The 15,825-nt window shown below is 43.8% G+C and carries 16 protein-coding genes; 15 read left to right on the top strand and 1 reads right to left on the bottom strand.

Annotated features, from left to right (window positions below):
• The first annotated feature begins 139 nt into the window (after positions 1–139).
• The 11 genes from ACXAHI_RS13290 (at position 140) to ACXAHI_RS13340 (ending at position 12,204) form a co-directional block, all read left to right on the top strand.
• Positions 140–1,558, top strand: coding sequence for a sodium:solute symporter family protein (locus ACXAHI_RS13290; protein WP_474848562.1), 1,419 nt, complete (start codon positions 140–142; stop codon positions 1,556–1,558).
• On the top strand, positions 1,542–3,230 hold the full coding sequence (locus ACXAHI_RS13295) for a sensor histidine kinase (RefSeq protein ID WP_474848564.1): 1,689 nt from the start codon (positions 1,542–1,544) through the stop codon (positions 3,228–3,230). Before ACXAHI_RS13290 ends, ACXAHI_RS13295 begins: the two co-directional genes overlap by 17 nt.
• Positions 3,231–4,607, top strand: coding sequence for a sigma-54-dependent transcriptional regulator (locus ACXAHI_RS13300; protein ID WP_474848566.1), 1,377 nt, complete (start codon positions 3,231–3,233; stop codon positions 4,605–4,607).
• 140 nt (positions 4,608–4,747) lie between these two features.
• Complete coding sequence (locus tag ACXAHI_RS13305; protein ID WP_474813624.1) at positions 4,748–5,989, top strand: NRAMP family divalent metal transporter; 1,242 nt, start codon at positions 4,748–4,750, stop codon at positions 5,987–5,989.
• Positions 5,990–6,007: 18 nt separating this feature from the next.
• A complete protein-coding gene (pxpB, locus tag ACXAHI_RS13310; protein ID WP_474848568.1) occupies positions 6,008–6,739 on the top strand; it encodes a 5-oxoprolinase subunit PxpB in 732 nt (243 codons plus the stop codon).
• Positions 6,736–7,509: a LamB/YcsF family protein gene (locus tag ACXAHI_RS13315; protein WP_474848570.1), complete on the top strand. Its 774-nt coding sequence runs from the start codon at positions 6,736–6,738 to the stop codon at positions 7,507–7,509. Before pxpB ends, ACXAHI_RS13315 begins: the two co-directional genes overlap by 4 nt.
• Positions 7,502–8,449, top strand: coding sequence for a 5-oxoprolinase subunit C family protein (locus ACXAHI_RS13320; RefSeq protein WP_474848572.1), 948 nt, complete (start codon positions 7,502–7,504; stop codon positions 8,447–8,449). Before ACXAHI_RS13315 ends, ACXAHI_RS13320 begins: the two co-directional genes overlap by 8 nt.
• 13 nt (positions 8,450–8,462) lie before the next feature.
• Positions 8,463–8,933 carry an acetyl-CoA carboxylase biotin carboxyl carrier protein gene (gene accB / locus ACXAHI_RS13325; RefSeq protein ID WP_474848574.1) on the top strand — a complete coding sequence of 157 codons (471 nt, stop codon included), beginning with the start codon at positions 8,463–8,465 and terminating at the stop codon, positions 8,931–8,933.
• 12 nt (positions 8,934–8,945) lie between these two features.
• On the top strand, positions 8,946–10,289 hold the full coding sequence (gene accC, locus ACXAHI_RS13330; protein WP_474848576.1) for an acetyl-CoA carboxylase biotin carboxylase subunit: 1,344 nt from the start codon (positions 8,946–8,948) through the stop codon (positions 10,287–10,289).
• 15 nt (positions 10,290–10,304) lie between these two features.
• The gene (locus ACXAHI_RS13335) at positions 10,305–11,060 is read left to right on the top strand and encodes a putative hydro-lyase (protein WP_474848578.1); all 756 of its coding nucleotides are present in this window, start codon (positions 10,305–10,307) and stop codon (positions 11,058–11,060) included.
• A 148-nt stretch (positions 11,061–11,208) separates the two neighbouring features.
• Positions 11,209–12,204, top strand: coding sequence for a zinc-binding dehydrogenase (locus ACXAHI_RS13340; RefSeq protein WP_474848580.1), 996 nt, complete (start codon positions 11,209–11,211; stop codon positions 12,202–12,204).
• A gap of 77 nt (positions 12,205–12,281) precedes the next feature.
• Here the strand turns inward: ACXAHI_RS13340 and ACXAHI_RS13345 are convergent, their stop codons facing one another.
• Entirely contained in the window at positions 12,282–12,821 is a 540-nt protein-coding gene (locus tag ACXAHI_RS13345) for a GNAT family N-acetyltransferase (protein ID WP_474848582.1), read from the bottom strand.
• Between the two features lie 144 nt (positions 12,822–12,965).
• On the opposite strand from ACXAHI_RS13345, the gene ACXAHI_RS13350 reads away from it, so the two are divergent.
• From ACXAHI_RS13350 to ACXAHI_RS13365, 4 genes are all read left to right on the top strand, one after another.
• Positions 12,966–13,232 carry a hypothetical protein gene (locus tag ACXAHI_RS13350; RefSeq protein WP_474848584.1) on the top strand — a complete coding sequence of 89 codons (267 nt, stop codon included), beginning with the start codon at positions 12,966–12,968 and terminating at the stop codon, positions 13,230–13,232.
• Between the two features lie 51 nt (positions 13,233–13,283).
• Positions 13,284–14,054, top strand: a complete 771-nt coding sequence (locus tag ACXAHI_RS13355; RefSeq protein WP_474848586.1) for a hypothetical protein — start codon at positions 13,284–13,286, stop codon at positions 14,052–14,054.
• A gap of 214 nt (positions 14,055–14,268) precedes the next feature.
• Positions 14,269–14,793 (top strand): sigma-70 family RNA polymerase sigma factor, encoded by a 525-nt coding sequence (locus tag ACXAHI_RS13360; RefSeq protein WP_474848588.1) that lies wholly within the window; start codon positions 14,269–14,271, stop codon positions 14,791–14,793.
• On the top strand, positions 14,786–15,766 hold the full coding sequence (locus ACXAHI_RS13365; RefSeq protein ID WP_474848590.1) for an LCP family glycopolymer transferase: 981 nt from the start codon (positions 14,786–14,788) through the stop codon (positions 15,764–15,766). The genes ACXAHI_RS13360 and ACXAHI_RS13365 overlap by 8 nt, the downstream gene beginning before the upstream one ends.
• Positions 15,767–15,825: the final 59 nt, after the last annotated feature.

Genomic DNA, 15,825 nt, shown 5'->3' on the forward strand with positions numbered 1-15,825 from the left:
TTTTTTATGGCAGAAAACACAAAGTGAGGAAACTACACGTTTGGATATACTTGGGATGTGGGTGCAGTCATGGTTTGAGGACGTGAATTTGTATATAATGAAGCAAGTGCTTTAGGTAAGAATGGAAAGGAGGGTTCTGATGGATGAACTCCTTTACTTAGGTGTATTCCTGATTTATACGATTGCGATTTTAATCCTTGGAAAACACGGGTTTGATAAAACGGATGAATTGAGAGGGTACTTTCTGGCAGGAAGAAACCTTTCGTTATTTCCAAGCGTCGCATCCTTTTGTGCGACCTGGTTCAGTGCGGCGTCACTCCTTGGTTTGCCAGGGTTGATCTATGAAGGTGGCGTTTCCGTAATCTGGACGACAGCGGTTGCTTGGTTGTTAGGGATTATCGGGCTTCTCTTTATTTCATCAAAACTTTATACATATAACGTTGTGACGGTACCTGAGTTTTTCCTTGTAAGGTACGATTCAAAATTACTTCAAGTTTGGATTGGGATCATCTTGAGCGTTAGTTATTTATTGTACGTCGTGATTCAGATCAGAGGATTCGGAATCGTTGTGAGTGAAATGCTGGAAGTACCGTATATTGTCAGCGTCTTTCTTGTTTATCTTTTCGTGTTGTACACCACGTTCGGAGGGCTGCATTCTGTGGCGCGTACGGATATTTTTCACTTTTATCTCATCCTTGGCGGAACGATCCTCGGCTCTCTTTTTGTGGTGAACGAGATCGGAGGGCTAGAGGTATTTACTAATGATCTCGTCGTGAGAGCGACCAGAGGGGATTCCTATTTAGCGCTGTTTCCTGAAGAAGGGCTACCGTTTTGGACGCTTCTGAGCGCATTTTTTGCTTTAGGGATAGGCGTTGCTGCGAATCCACAGTATGCGGTTCGGATCTTATCAGCTCGTTCGAAACAAATTGCGTGGAAGATGATTGCAACGAGTGCGATATTCCTTGTGCTCATTTATTTTGCAATCTTTGTGATTGGCATCGGCTCAAGGATGATCAATCCGGGTGTGATATTTGAAAGTACAGACGAAATCTATCCTTATGTTATTTCATATTTGCTAGAAACACCGTGGAAAGGGATCTTATTAGTCAGCGTCGTGGCAGCTGCCATTTCAACGGCTAACTCACAGCTTCTAATTATGGCGAGCAGCTTTGTTTATGATATTACGCTTCCACTACGGAAAAAGAAGAGTGTCGATCAACAGGTTATTTCATGGACGCGCTGGGTTATTTTCATGTTTGCGACGTTTTCCTTGTTGATTGCGTTTCAACCTCCTGAAGGAATCGTTCCCTTTAGTGGACACGTATGGGGGATCATAGCGGTCTCCATGTTCTTTCCTTTGTATGGAGGTCTCTATACGGCTAGGTCAAAACACAACGCTGTCCTGTCCACATTCGGTGGGACTCTCGCATATGTACTTGCGTTTTTCCTAATCCCAGATCACGTTCATCCTGTTTATCATCCTGTCCTGCCGTCGATTTTGATCGCAGGTATCCTTTATTTCTGGAAGGGAGGTACGCATGATGAGAAATTCGATTGAACGGAAGATCCTCGTTCCTTTTTTAATCATCGTACTCCTTCCAAGCTTTATTATCGGAGCTGTCTCGATGTGGGCGAGCTACCAGTCTGAGAAACAGCTGAAAGTGGCAACGGTTAGCGAAACGTTAACGAGCATCGATCGCTACGTTGGTATCTTTGATGAACGTGTGCAAAATGGCGACATGAGTGAACGTGATGCAAAATCGTTAGTCAAGGTGATGATCGATGAAAAAGTAGGATTGTATGTCGAGGATGAAGAGGGGAACTTCTACTCAGATGGAAAAGACTATCAAGGAGAGGAATTAGAGTGGTTAAACGGCAACAGTGAGCCATCAAGCTTTGTTATTGAAAAAACGGTGATAACTGAAGAGCTCGAACAATGGGGGTGGAAGCTTTATTTCCCGATCGAGTTCTCGTTCTATTCAGGTTCACTTCCTGATATTCAAAAATATACGCTGCTCATCATCATCTTCATGGGTGTGATCGCCGTGCAGTTTACGATCATTTTTTCTTATCACCTCTCAAAGCCCATCAAAAACCTTGCTGCTTATTGTAAACGGATTGCAATGGGAGAGAGAGGGAAAGAACCGGATATTAAAACGAACCGTAAAGATGAAATCGGCGTTCTCTCAAATTCGTTACAAGATATGGTCCAAACGCTAGATAAACGAAATGGACAGATCGAGAAAATCAAAAAATTGAACGAAACGATCTTAAATAGTGTGCATGTGGGAATGGTTCTTCTCGTCGAAGGGTCAGATTCCGTTTATAATGAGGCTGCACAGCGTATGATGGATGATGATCCTTCGTTGGAAAAGCGTGTTAGACGACTTACTGTTCATGAGACGACGAAGAGAAAAGAAGAAATATGGAACCATAAACATAATGAAGAAAAGGTGTATTATGCGGTAAACTATAGAGTGATTAAAGGAACTGAGCGAAATCGCTCGATCATTACGTTCGAAGATATTACGAATCGAAGAAAGCTTGAGCAACGCGTTGAACGGATGTCCCGCTTGGCATCGTTAGGTGAGATGGCATCAGGAATCGCACACGAGATTCGTAATCCACTCGCAGGCATCAGAACAACGACCCAGCTCCTTATTCGTAGGTTGGAGCTTGGCAAGGATGAGCTAGCGTTAACTGAAAACATGCTGATCGACATCGACCGGGTGAACAAGATCATAACGAATATCCTTCAGTTCTCAAGACCGCTTGATTCTAACCCATCGTTCATCAAGGTGGATGAAACGATGCGCTCGCTCGTGTTATTGATGGAAGGAATGGCGAGAGAGAAAAACGTAACATTGCATCATAGTGAAAATGGATATGGTATTTTGGTCGATCGAGACCACCTTCGTCAAATCCTTCTCAACTTGATCATTAATGGAATTAACGCGATGCCAGAAGGTGGAGAATTAACGCTTTCTAGTGGAACAACTGGGGATAAGCGGACAATTTACGTATCAGATACAGGTGTTGGCATGGAAGATAGCATGCTTGATAAAATTTTTGATCCATTTTATACAACAAGGTCTGAAGGAACTGGACTTGGGCTATCGATCGTACACCAGCTTGTTGTGCAAAATAACGGCGAAATCGATGTAAGAAGTACGCCAGGGAAAGGAACGACCTTTTCTATTACATTTCCGACAAGGAAGGAGGAAGAGTAAATGGCAGTAAAGATTGGAATCGTTGATGACGAGACAACGCTGAGGCTTACGCTGCAAATGTTTCTTGAAGATGAAGGCTATGAAGTACGTTCCGCATCTTCACTTGAAGATGGCTGGGAGCTGATCGAAGCGTTTAACCCACAGGTGCTGCTGTTAGATATACGCTTACCCGATGGAAACGGGCTCGACGCGCTGCATGAATTCAAAGAGCGATACCCGCTGATGGCGGTTATGATGCTGACTGCCTATGGTGATGCAAAAACGGCTGTAAGAGCAATTAAGCAAGGCGCGTTCGATTACTTAACGAAGCCGTTCGAGTTAGAAGAGTTGAAAATCACGCTTGAGAAGTGGAGCAAACAGCAGCATCTTGAAAAAGAAGTCGAGCGTTACCGTGAGGAAGAGCGGCGTACGAAGCTCGTTCAAATGATCGGTGAAAGCGATCAGATGAACGAGTTGAAGGGGAAGATTTCGTTGATTGCAGAAAGCAACGATACGACGGTTTTAATAAGAGGTGAGACGGGAACGGGAAAAGAACTCGTTGCGAGGAGCATCCACCAGCAGAGTAAGCGCCATGATGGCCCGTTTGTCGCGGTGAACTGCGCGAGTATTCCTGCTGATCTTATTGAAATCGAGCTTTTTGGCCGAGAAGAAAACAGTGTCAGAGACCAGTCGAATGGAAAAGTCGGTTTAGTCGAGTGGGCTGATGGTGGTACGTTATTTTTAGATGAAATCGGAGATCTTTCGCTCGATATACAAGTAAAGCTTTTACGCTTTCTTGAAGATAAACGTATTAAGCGCGTCGGAAGTGTGCATGACCTCGAGGTAGACGTTAGGATTATTGCTGCTACGAACCGCTCTCTTGAAGAAATGATTCAAGAGAAAGAGTTCCGCTCTGACCTTTATTATCGGTTGAACGTGGTGCCGATCAAATTAACGCCGCTTCGTGAGCGAGATGAGGACGTCATTATGCTGACTGACCATTTCTTGAATGAGTTCTGTCAGCAGATGAGGAAGGATACCCCAACATTACGTGCAGATGCAAAAAAGCGGTTGTTAAACTATGATTGGCCTGGTAACGTGAGAGAACTTAAGAATACGATCGAGCGAATTGCGATCTTACATCAGGAAAAGGAGCTAGCTGCAACACACTTCGATTTTTTAAATCCTGTTGAAGGTCATGTAGAGGGATCCAAAACGATCGAAGATGTTGTGTTTGAAGATTCCTTTTCACTTGAAGATCACATCGAGAGCATTGAAAAGAAGTATATTGAAAAAGCAATTCAGGATTCGAAATGGAATATTACGCAAGCAGCGAAACTACTAGGGATCAGTCGTTACGCCCTCCAAAGACGAATTGAAAAATACGATATCACATGAGCGAAACCGCCCACATCGGGCGGTTTTTTTGTGCGGAATCTTATAAAACTATCAGAAAATTACGTGATAAGGTAGAGATAAGAGAAAAAAACGTAGCGATTCATTCGACAGATGATTCGTGTTTTTTAAGGAGGAAGACGATGGGTATTAAAAAAGAACAGCCCCTTGAAACAGTAGACTTAGAACAAAATCGTCCAACGAAAAGCAAGTGGGGAGTCATTCTTGGTGCTGCATTCCTGATGGGTTCATCAGCAATCGGTCCAGGATTTCTTACACAAACGGCTGTGTTTACAGAACAGCTACTCGCAAGTTTTGGCTTTGTTATCTTAATGTCGATCATTCTTGATATTGGTGTTCAGGCGAACATCTGGCGAATCATCGCAGTATCGAAACGAAAAGGACAAGATATTGCAAACATGGTTCTACCGGGACTTGGATACTTTTTAGCATTCGCAGTCGCACTCGGCGGACTCGCGTTTAATATCGGAAACGTTGGTGGTGCAGGACTCGGAATGAACGTATTGTTCGGAATCGATCCACGTATCGGAGCAGCGATCACGGGTGTCATCACGATCGGAATCTTCTTATCGAAAGAAGCAGGAATCGCGATGGATAAGATCGCACGTCTACTAGGCGGCGTTATGATTCTGCTTACACTTTATGTCGCGTTCCAAAGTAATCCACCAGTTGGCGACGCCGTTGTTCATACGTTCGCGCCAACCACGATCGATGTGTTTGCCATCATCACGTTAGTAGGTGGAACGGTCGGTGGTTATATTACATTTGCTGGTGGTCACAGACTTCTTGATGCTGGGATTTCGGGGAAAGAAAACCTTCACCAGGTAACGAAAAGCTCTGTCTCAGGTATCTTGATCGCATCCATCATGCGAGTATTTCTATTCCTCGCCGTACTAGGCGTCGTAACAGCTGGTTTTGCACTTGATCCAGCGAACCCACCTGCTTCTGTTTTCCAACATGCAGCGGGCGCAATCGGGTATAAGATGTTTGGTATCGTGCTTTGGGCAGCTGGAATCACGTCAGTTGTTGGTGCAGCATACACGTCCGTGTCATTTTTAAGAACACTTTCTAAAAAAGTCGATAAGCATCATTCAGGCGTAACAATCGGATTTATCGCCGTTTCGACGATCATCTTTGCATTCATCGGAAAGCCGGTTCTATTACTCATTCTTGCAGGTGCATTCAACGGATTGATTTTACCTGTAGCACTTGGAACACTTCTCATCGCAGCGTACAAGAAATCGATCGTAGGTGATTACAAGCATCCACTATGGTTAACGATCTTCGGAGGATTTGTCTTCTTGATCACAGCATATTTAGCGATCGTGACGCTTATTGATAAAATTCCACAACTCTTTGCTTAATCGATAGGAGGAACATGCGTGAAACTTGATTATCATCCACTCGGGGATACGGGCATTCAGCTCGTATTCGGTTCCGAAATAACGGAAGAAACGAATCAGAAGATAAGAATGTTTGCGGATTATTTAACGAATCATCCGATCGACGGTGTTGTTGAGTGGGTGCCAGCCTACACAACATTAACGATTTATTATCTTCCTACGAAACTTTCATACGGTTTATTACGAAAGAAGTTAGAAGAGATCAGTGAAAAACAACAAGGAAGAGAAGCAGAATCTGCTTCTCTTGTTTATATCATCCCAACGTATTACGGGGGTGAAGATCTCCCATTCGTTGCAGAACACAATGGTCGAACAGAAGAAGAAGTCATTGAACGTCATTCAGGAAAAGATTATCTCATCTACATGATGGGATTTGTGCCAGGCTTCCCTTATTTAGGCGGTATGCCTGAAGAAATCGCAACGCCTAGACGAGAAAATCCTCGTGCTGCTATTGCACCAGGGTCTGTAGGAATCGCAGGATCGCAAACGGGTATTTATCCGCTTCAGTCTCCAGGAGGATGGCAGATCATCGGGAGAACGCCAGTGAAACTCTATGACCCTGAAAGTGAGTCTCCAATCTTACTAGAGTCAGGGCACTACTTGCGCTTCGTGTCGATCACTAAAGAAGAATACAAAGAAATCGAGGAAGCGGTACAACGTGGAGAGTATGTAGTAGAAACAGAGGAAAAGAAAGTGGGGGTCACATCATGAAGACAGTTGATTTGAATAGTGATTTGGGCGAAAGCTTTGGAGCATATACGATTGGAAACGATGAGAATGTGCTGAAATTTATCTCTTCAGCGAACATCGCATGCGGCTACCATGCAGGAGATCACAACGTCATGATGAGAACCGTTGAACTTGCTCATCTACTCGAAGTAGGGATTGGCGCACATCCAGGATTTCCTGATCTTGGTGGTTTCGGTCGCCGCGATATGAACATGTCAGCGGATGAAGTGTTCAACCTTGTTGCGTATCAGATCGGTGCGATCAAAGGTATCGCAAATGTACACGGAGCACGGGTTCAGCACGTGAAGCCGCACGGTGCACTTTATAATAAAGCAGGAAAAGACCCTTCAATTGCCAAAGCGATTGCAAACGCTGTCAAAGCGGTTGATCCAGAGCTCATTCTGTTTGGATTAGCAGGAAGCGAGCTTGCTAAAGCAGGGAAAGAAGCTGGTCTAACGGTCGCACAAGAGGTCTTTGCGGATCGTACGTATCAGCCTGATGGTTCGTTAACTCCTAGATCAGAACCGAACGCCATGATACACGATGCAGATCTAGCTGTTCAGCGTGTCATTCGGATGGTGAAGGAACAAAAAGTAGAGGCAGTGAACGGGGAGGACATTTCGATCGAAGCGGATACGATCTGTGTACACGGTGATGAACCAGAAGCCCTTCGCTTCGTACAGATGTTGAGACAGCGATTAGAAAGTGAAGGAATCACAATACAACCTGTTGGAGTGAGTGCAGATGCCTAAAGACCTTTTTGAAGTGAAGAAGCCTGGTCTACTAACGACGATTCAGGACGATGGTCGAACTGGTTACCAGCAGTACGGAATCGTAGCAGCAGGCGCGATGGATTCTTTTTCGATGAAGATCGCTAATTTTCTAGTCGGTAACACGGGTGACGAAGGTGTGTTAGAAGTGACCGTTATGGGACCGAAGTTCGATGTTTTAAGCGACGCTGTGATCGCCATCTGTGGCGGAAACCTTTCACCGACAGTAAACGGTAAGAAAGTGGCGATGTGGAAAAGCTTTGAAGTGAAAGAAGGAGACAAGCTGCAGTTCGGACAGCCTGTGGAGGGAGCACGAGCGTATATCAGTGTCGCGGGCGGATTCGATGTCCCGGTCGTGATGGAAAGTAAATCAACGTATCTGAAAGCGGGAATCGGCGGCTTTGAAGGACGAGCTCTTGAAAAAGGAGATGTTCTAAGACGAGCTGATTCCATGGAAGGAAAAAGTGGACGTGCACTCCACTATGATGAAATCCCTTCGTATGAAAAAGAAATGGAGATTCGCGTCGTGATGGGTCCTCATGAGCAGGCGTTTACGGATGATGCCCTAGAAACCTTTTTATCTTCAGCCTACGAAGTTTCACCGAAATCAGACAGGATGGGCTACAGAGTCACGGGACCTCAGCTTGAACATAAGACGTCTGCAGATATCATTTCAGAAGCGATCCCACTCGGTGGCATCCAAGTTCCTGCAAACGGTGAGCCGATCATCCTGATGTCAGATCGACAAACAACAGGAGGGTATACGAGGATCGCGACAGTTATCGCGAGCGATATTCCTTCCCTTGCTCAGGCGATGCCAGGTTGCAAGATTCGGTTTAAGAAAGTCTCGGTAGAAGAAGCGCAAGAAATCTATGAACGTCACGATCGATTTACGAGAACGTTAGAAAAAGTGTCGGGATAAAGGAGAATGCTAGATGCTACAGTCAAAAGAAATCATCGATATTATTAAAAACATGGACGGAACAACCGTAGATGAAGTGCACTATGAGCAAGATGGGCTCGTTGTAAAAGTGAAAAATCAAAATCCTTATGGTACGTCAGAGAGCGGTGTAGTGGAAAAGAAAGAAGAAAAGCCAACGACAAAGAAAGCAGAACCGTCATCCGATCATGATGAAGAACAAGTTCAGGCACAGTCAGATCGCGATGTTCATACCGTAACGGCTCCAATGGTCGGCATGTTCTACACGTCTCCTTCTCCTGAAGAAGATGTGTTTGTTCAAGTGGGAGATGCCGTTCGAGAAGATACGGTCGTATGTGTGTTAGAAGCGATGAAGATGTTCAACGATGTTCACGCTGATGTGGATGGCGAAGTTGTTGAAATCATTGCGAACAATGGCGACCTTGTGGAGTTCGGACAGCCACTATTCAAAGTAAAACCAGAATAGGAGAGAGCATAGATGGGGATTAAAAAAGTACTAGTCGCAAATCGTGGAGAAATTGCCGTACGCATCATACGTGCGTGTCACGAGCTTGACCTAGAAGCGGTTGCAGTCTATTCAGAGGCTGATCGTGACGCTCTTCATGTGGAGCTTGCCGATGAAAGCTATTGTATCGGTCCAACTTATTCGAAAGATAGCTACTTGAATATGGCAAACATCATGACCGCTGCGATCAATGGTGGTGTTGACGCCATTCATCCAGGTTACGGATTTTTATCGGAAAATGCAGCGTTCGCAGAAATCTGTGAAGACAATAACATCACGTTTATTGGACCGAGTAGTAAAGCGATCAATCAGATGGGGACGAAAGATGTTGCCAGAGAAACGATGAAATCGGCAGGTGTTCCTGTGGTACCGGGTTCGAACGGTATCATCGAAAACAACGAACAGGCCGTTGAACTCGCAGCTGAAATGGGCTATCCCGTTATTATTAAAGCAACAGCTGGTGGTGGCGGAAAGGGCATCCGTGTCGTAAGAGAGGAAGCGGAGTTACTTAAAGCCATCAATGTAACCCAACAAGAAGCGGCAAAAGCGTTTGGAAACCCGGGTGTCTACATAGAGAAGTTCATTGAAAACTTCCGTCACATCGAAATTCAAATTCTTGCAGATAACCACGGGAACGTCGTTCATCTCGGTGAGCGTGATTGTTCAATCCAACGCCGTATGCAAAAGCTTGTAGAAGAAACACCTTCCCCAGCGCTCGATAAATCGATTCGAAACGAGATGGGTGAAGCAGCAGTTCGCGCTGCGAAGGCAGTAAATTATTCAGGTGCAGGCACCGTCGAATTTATTTATGATGAAGACGGCCAGTATTACTTTATGGAAATGAACACACGAATTCAGGTGGAGCATCCGGTAACGGAAATGGTCACAGGAGTGGACTTGATCAAAGAAATGATCAAGGTTGCGAACGGCGAAACGTTACCGATTACGCAGGATGATATCGCCCTTACAGGTTGGTCGATGGAGTGTCGAATCAATGCAGAAGATCCAGATCGTGACTTTATGCCTTCTGCAGGAAAGGTAGAAGCTTATTTGCCTCCTGGCGGTTTTGGGGTTCGCGTTGACTCAGCTATGTATTCTGGCTATGTGATCCCGCCTTTTTACGATTCGATGGTTGCGAAGCTTATCACGTATGGTGCAACACGTGAAGAAGCGATGCAGCGGATGAAGCGAGCACTAAGTGAATTTAAAATAAAAGGAATCAAGACGACGATTCCTTTTCATCAGAAGCTATTAAACCATGAAAAGTTTGTAGAAGGTGACTTTAATACAAAGTTTCTTGAAATCTATGAGCTTTAAAGGAAGGTGAGCTCGATGTTAAAACCAAGTGAACAACGTCTAAGATTTAGAGATCAAACGGATCAAGGGACGACTTCAGGCATGTGTGATGGGTATCTACAAGCAAACATGATCACACTTCCTAAGGAATACGCATCGGACTTTCTTAAGTTTTGCGAACGAAATCCGAAGCCTTGTCCATTAGTAGATGTGCTAGAAGCAGGTCAGGTAAAACCGAATGTTGCTGATGCAGATATTCGGACTGACCTTCCAAAATACCGAATCTATCAAAATGGAACTTTGAAAGAGGAGGCGCTAAATTTAAAGGAGTACTGGCGTGACGACTTCGTAACATTTTTACTCGGATGTAGCTTTACGTTCGAGAAAGCTCTAGCGGAAGCAGGAATCAGCTTATTGCATCAAGAGATGAAGAAAGTTGTTCCAATGTATCAAACCTCGATCGCATGTAAAGAGGCAGGCCGTTTCTCTGGAGGAATGGTCGTCAGCATGAGAGCGATCAAGAAGGAAGAGCTCGACGAAGCGGTGCGCATCACGGCAGAATTTCCTGATGCACACGGTGCTCCGGTTCATATCGGCGACCCTTCTGAAATTGGTATTCATGATTTTGAACATCCAGACTACGGGGAGTATACGCCTTTTGATTCGGAAGAGCGAATCCCTGTGTTCTGGGCATGTGGGGTAACACCGCAGTATGTCGGTTTAAACGCAAAACCTGAGATTATGATCACGCACGCGCCGGGCCACATGCTGATTACAGATCAAATGGGATGAATGTGAAAAGTGTTGATGAGAGTGAGGAATTGGTTATCGATTCCTTACTTTTTTTATGTTAGAAGCAAGTTATTTTTAAAAATCCCATATAAAGCCTATACTTTAAGCTGAAATAAAATGGCATGTTACTTAAAAGGAGGATGCATATATGAAAGCGTTACTGCTTAAAGAAAAAGGCCAGTGGAATAGCATGACGGTGGAGGAGATCCAAACACCAAAACCGGGAAAAGGTGAAGTCCTCGTCAAGATTCATGCTGCTGGATTAAACCCAGTAGATTATAAAACTGCAACGAACGGCAATCCAAACTGGGAATATCCACACATCTTAGGTCTTGATGGTGCTGGGGTCATCGAAGAAGTAGGTGAAGATGTGACGGAGTGGAAGAAAGGGGACCGTGTGGTTTACCATGGTGATCTGACGAAGAAGGGTGTCTTCGCTGAATATGCCATTACGACTGCTTATACGATTTCAAGACTTCCTGATGCGATCTCGTTTGAAGACGCAGCAGCACTTCCTACCGCTGGATACACAGCGTATCAATCCCTTTTCAGGAAGCTTCACATTGAAAAAGGTCAAACGATCCTCATACATGCAGGAGCTGGTGGTGTTGGTGGATTTGCCATTCAAATGGCGAAGTACATGGGCTTAACGGTCATCACGACCGCTTCTAAAAGCAACCATGAATATGTTAAGCAGCTAGGCGCGGACTATGTGATCGATTATAAGGAAGAAGATTTCGTAGAAAAATGCTTGGAGCTTACCGACGGCGTTGGGATCGACGCAGTGCTCGACGCGGTGAGCGCAGACAATGCAACGAAATCTCTCGATGCTCTTACGTTCAACGGTCAAATCGCCTATATCGCAGGGGTACCTGAGTTTTCTCGAGGCGTTTCCTTTACACGCCCTCTCTCGTTCCACCAGATTGCACTCGGTGGTGTATATGCTTCAAACAATAAGAAAGAACAAGCAGATCTTGCTAGAATGGGAGACGAAATGGTGAACCTCATCCTCGGTGGACATGTTGACCCAACGGTTAAGCATGTCATCTCATTAGAGGAAGTGCCAGAAGCACTCGTAAAGCTCTCAGAACGTCACGTTACTGGGAAAATTGTAGCGAAAGTTGTTGAGGAAACAGTAGAGTGACACGATAACGAAATCGTTTAGAGTGAAAAAGCCACGCCTCGACCAAGAGATCGAGGCGTGGCTTTTCTCTATCATTTTTATACTGCTGTCTTATTATTCCGTAACACGGTAATAAATCCATCGAGGATATCGTGACTAATGAAAAAGCCTTTTCGCTGATAAAAGTCTAGTGCATTTTGATTGCCGTTCGATACGAAGATAAAATGATCTTGAACGTCTTTTTCATTCCGCAACCATTCCATCGACATGTTGAAAAGCTTAGAACCAACCCCATACTGTCGATAACCATCTTTTATGTAAAATTGAGATAAGCAACCTACAAATTCTCCACTTACTGACGATAGATCAAAGAACGTTGCAAAGTCATTATCATACGCTTCTTTACGTGAAATGTTCGAGTACACGTATCCGATGATCTCCTCTTCGTCTTTTACAACGACAATGTAATTTTTCTCCGCTTTTTCCACAGATGGAACCAATCGTGTTTCAAAGCTCATGTCATCGAATAATTCCGGGGTGACGTTCGCTTTTGATTTTTGGAAAACCATCAGCTCGTTACAAATCTCACGACAGCACTCGATTTCTTCAGGACTGATCTCATCATATTTAAGATTCATAGGTATTCTCTCCTGACTGCTAAAAGCGTTTTCTATCTTTTAGTATAGCTTTCTTAATGAACAATGGAAATGAACGTTACCGCTGCATGAAACATTTGTAGCGGAAGAAACGTACTAGTTATCAGAGAAAGGATGTTTTTACCAGTGGAATACTTAAAGAAAATCCAATACATCGTAGGTTTACCGTCAGCTCTGACCTTAATGATATCACTTCTAGTAAACGTTGAACCGGTAACAATAATCGCATTAATCGGTTGTTTTATCGCCCTCATCTGCAGACAGATTCGCTTACATCCTTATTCCTATCGTTTAGGTCATCCTGATCGTCACTCTGATGAACTCGGGTATGACCTGACGAACGATCATCTCGACGAAGCAGAAACGTATGACCGTGACCGACAAAAGAGGTGAACGCACTTTTTTATGGAAATAGTGGGTTAGCACAAAATGAGGGGGATCACGATGATTGCGCCAGAACAGATTATGACCGTTTGGAAAACGTTTGATGACTTTCCGATGGAGACACTTACGAAAGCATGGTATTTCGATAAAGCGCAGACAAAGCAGAGAGAAGTCGCGTTGATGAAAGAACATCGAGCGCAATATGGAATTACAGGTAATTGCTTTGATCTCGCGTACTGGTTGCTCGATGGGTTTAAAAGAAGTGGTGTGGAAGCCTATCCGATCGGACACGATTTACATACAGAAGGTGCTCATGTTGCTGTCGTTTCGGTAGATGAAAGAGGGAGGCGCTATTTATGTGACCTTGGGGATCAATGGCTACAGCCTGTCTTAATCGACTCAGAATGTGAGGATTACTCTAATGAAAAGCTTGATGGCTTTTTTCCAGGGGCGTGTATTCAGGTGAGCCCTCATGATGAGCAGCTTACTGTTCTTTACGAGAGACCGAATGGCAAGGTTTCGAAACAGGTTTATGATACGAGGGTGGTTGAGATGGGAGAGTTTAATCGTGCAGCAGAGCATTCCCAACACATCATAAAACCAGAACCATTACTTGAATGTAGGGTCCCCTTTAAAGAAGAGACAGCTCATTGGGAGTTTTATAACTGGAGTAGTTTTATGAGTACGACAGAGGGGTTGTATAACGAACGAGACCTAACTAGTATCGAAGAATGGACTGCTAGAATACATAAACGGACAGGGTATGATGAATTGTTCGTACGAGAAGTATTAGAGATTTACAACAAGCAACGGTCAGTTGAGAGGAGGTAATGGAGTTGGGGATGGGCGCAGTAAGTATTTTTCTCATCGCAATTCTTCCTATCCTTGGAATCGCGATACTTGGAATCTATTTTATAAGAAAAAGCATACGAAACAAGTGACTTCCGAATCTTAGGAAGTCATTTTGTTTTATCCGCTTTGAAACTATTTCACCGGTGGTCTCGTCAAACTTCCAGAACAAATCACTTGATAGAGAGGAGCTAAAATGAAAGACGTTGAGAAAGATGCCATGTTAGAAGAAATCATGATTGATTACGGAGATGAGCTTGTACGATTGGCTTTTACATATGTAAAGGATACTTATACCTCAAAAGATCTTGTGCAGAATGTGTTTATTAAATGCTATGAAAAAATTCATACCTTTCGTGAAGACGCTGCTTTAAGAACATGGCTCTACAGAATAACAATCAATGAATGCAAAGATTATGTGAAAAGTTGGGGATACAGAAAGCTCCAGGTATCTAACTTTATACAAGAGACAGCTAATGGCTTTGAGACTTCTGTTGAAAACAAAGTGATTCAGCAATCGACGAACGATGAAATTAAAGAGATCGTCTTATCTCTTCCTATCAAGTATAAGGAAGTGATTTTTCTTTATTTCTATCATTCTCTAAAAATAGAAGAGATCGCAGAAATAACCTCCATTACGCCTAACACGGTCAAAACGAGATTGAGGAGAGGAAAGCAAAAGCTGAGAATAATGATGGAGGAGGCAGAGATGTATGGATGATGAACAATTGAAAGAAGCCCTCCGTAAAAATGATGAGGACCTTCAATTTACAAAGCATGATCGGAAAAACGTGTTTAGGAAAATTGAAGCCAGACATGGAGAGAGAAATAAACGAACCTTTTTTAAAGGGAGACTATTTCCTATTTCGGCGACTGCACTTGTTGCAGCGATATGTTTTATATTGCTCTTACCTTCTCTCCTCAGTAATCAAGGAACACCCCTTACCTTAAAAGATGATGTTGTCACGGGCAGTAACGAAAGAAGTGAAATTACTACGATCGTTGTTATGGTAACAAACTCTACGGACCGAACGGATGCTAACCTGCTAGTTTCTTTTGACAAAGTTTCCAATAATATTAATGTCTTCGCCATGCCACGTAGTTTAAAAGTTCCTATTCTAAAGCCAGGGGGAGAACTAGTTAGTGAAGACAAACTCACTCATGCCTATGCGTATGGATCCGGTCCTGAAGCGACGAGCAAAACGCTAGGGGATTATTTCAGTGTAGAAGTAGATTACTATGTTTCTATCGATCGGAATGATATACAGAAATTGCTTGAACCAAGAGATGTTATTACGGACGATGTGGAGGAAGCTACAACAATCCCAGCCCCAGGCGGGAGAGAGCTTCAGCTAACCAAAGGCTTGAATCGATTTGGACCTGAAGAAATCGCTACACTTCTAGGATCAGATGTACGTAATGAACAAGTATCAGTGTTAATCGATCATATTATAAAAATTTTTGTAAATGGGTTAACGCAAGATGGGCTTGAATATCTCGCGAAAGAAGCACGAACGAACATTGATTCAGTGGATTTTACGGGGGTATGGGATGCGTCTTACCAATACGATGTTAGGACAATCTCAGTGTCCGAAGGGATAAGGGAAACTAGAGATAACGGACACTTTTTTATAGAGTTTGAACAAGGTTTCTTGTATGAATTAAAAAAGAAGATGCAAGATTTCGATTGGTAATGTAGGCAGTGATCACCACATGATGGTGGTCACTGTTTTTTTAAGTGTGATGAAAGTAA

The sequence above is a fragment of the Anaerobacillus sp. ABD4_527 genome (assembly GCF_056160805.1).

What these genes read in the sequence shown, in the direction of transcription:
- ACXAHI_RS13290 (WP_474848562.1), top strand. Translation starts at nt 140, where the DNA reads ATGGATGAACTCCTTTACTTAGGTGTATTCCTGATTTATACGATTGCG.
- ACXAHI_RS13320 (WP_474848572.1), top strand. Translation starts at nt 7,502, where the DNA reads ATGCCTAAAGACCTTTTTGAAGTGAAGAAGCCTGGTCTACTAACGACG.
- ACXAHI_RS13315 (WP_474848570.1), top strand. Translation starts at nt 6,736, where the DNA reads ATGAAGACAGTTGATTTGAATAGTGATTTGGGCGAAAGCTTTGGAGCA.
- ACXAHI_RS13345 (WP_474848582.1), bottom strand. Translation starts at nt 12,821, where the DNA reads ATGAATCTTAAATATGATGAGATCAGTCCTGAAGAAATCGAGTGCTGT.
- ACXAHI_RS13305 (WP_474813624.1), top strand. Translation starts at nt 4,748, where the DNA reads ATGGGTATTAAAAAAGAACAGCCCCTTGAAACAGTAGACTTAGAACAA.
- ACXAHI_RS13300 (WP_474848566.1), top strand. Translation starts at nt 3,231, where the DNA reads ATGGCAGTAAAGATTGGAATCGTTGATGACGAGACAACGCTGAGGCTT.
- ACXAHI_RS13295 (WP_474848564.1), top strand. Translation starts at nt 1,542, where the DNA reads ATGAGAAATTCGATTGAACGGAAGATCCTCGTTCCTTTTTTAATCATC.
- ACXAHI_RS13360 (WP_474848588.1), top strand. Translation starts at nt 14,269, where the DNA reads ATGAAAGACGTTGAGAAAGATGCCATGTTAGAAGAAATCATGATTGAT.
- accC (WP_474848576.1), top strand. Translation starts at nt 8,946, where the DNA reads ATGGGGATTAAAAAAGTACTAGTCGCAAATCGTGGAGAAATTGCCGTA.
- ACXAHI_RS13355 (WP_474848586.1), top strand. Translation starts at nt 13,284, where the DNA reads ATGATTGCGCCAGAACAGATTATGACCGTTTGGAAAACGTTTGATGAC.
- accB (WP_474848574.1), top strand. Translation starts at nt 8,463, where the DNA reads ATGCTACAGTCAAAAGAAATCATCGATATTATTAAAAACATGGACGGA.
- ACXAHI_RS13340 (WP_474848580.1), top strand. Translation starts at nt 11,209, where the DNA reads ATGAAAGCGTTACTGCTTAAAGAAAAAGGCCAGTGGAATAGCATGACG.
- ACXAHI_RS13365 (WP_474848590.1), top strand. Translation starts at nt 14,786, where the DNA reads ATGGATGATGAACAATTGAAAGAAGCCCTCCGTAAAAATGATGAGGAC.
- ACXAHI_RS13335 (WP_474848578.1), top strand. Translation starts at nt 10,305, where the DNA reads ATGTTAAAACCAAGTGAACAACGTCTAAGATTTAGAGATCAAACGGAT.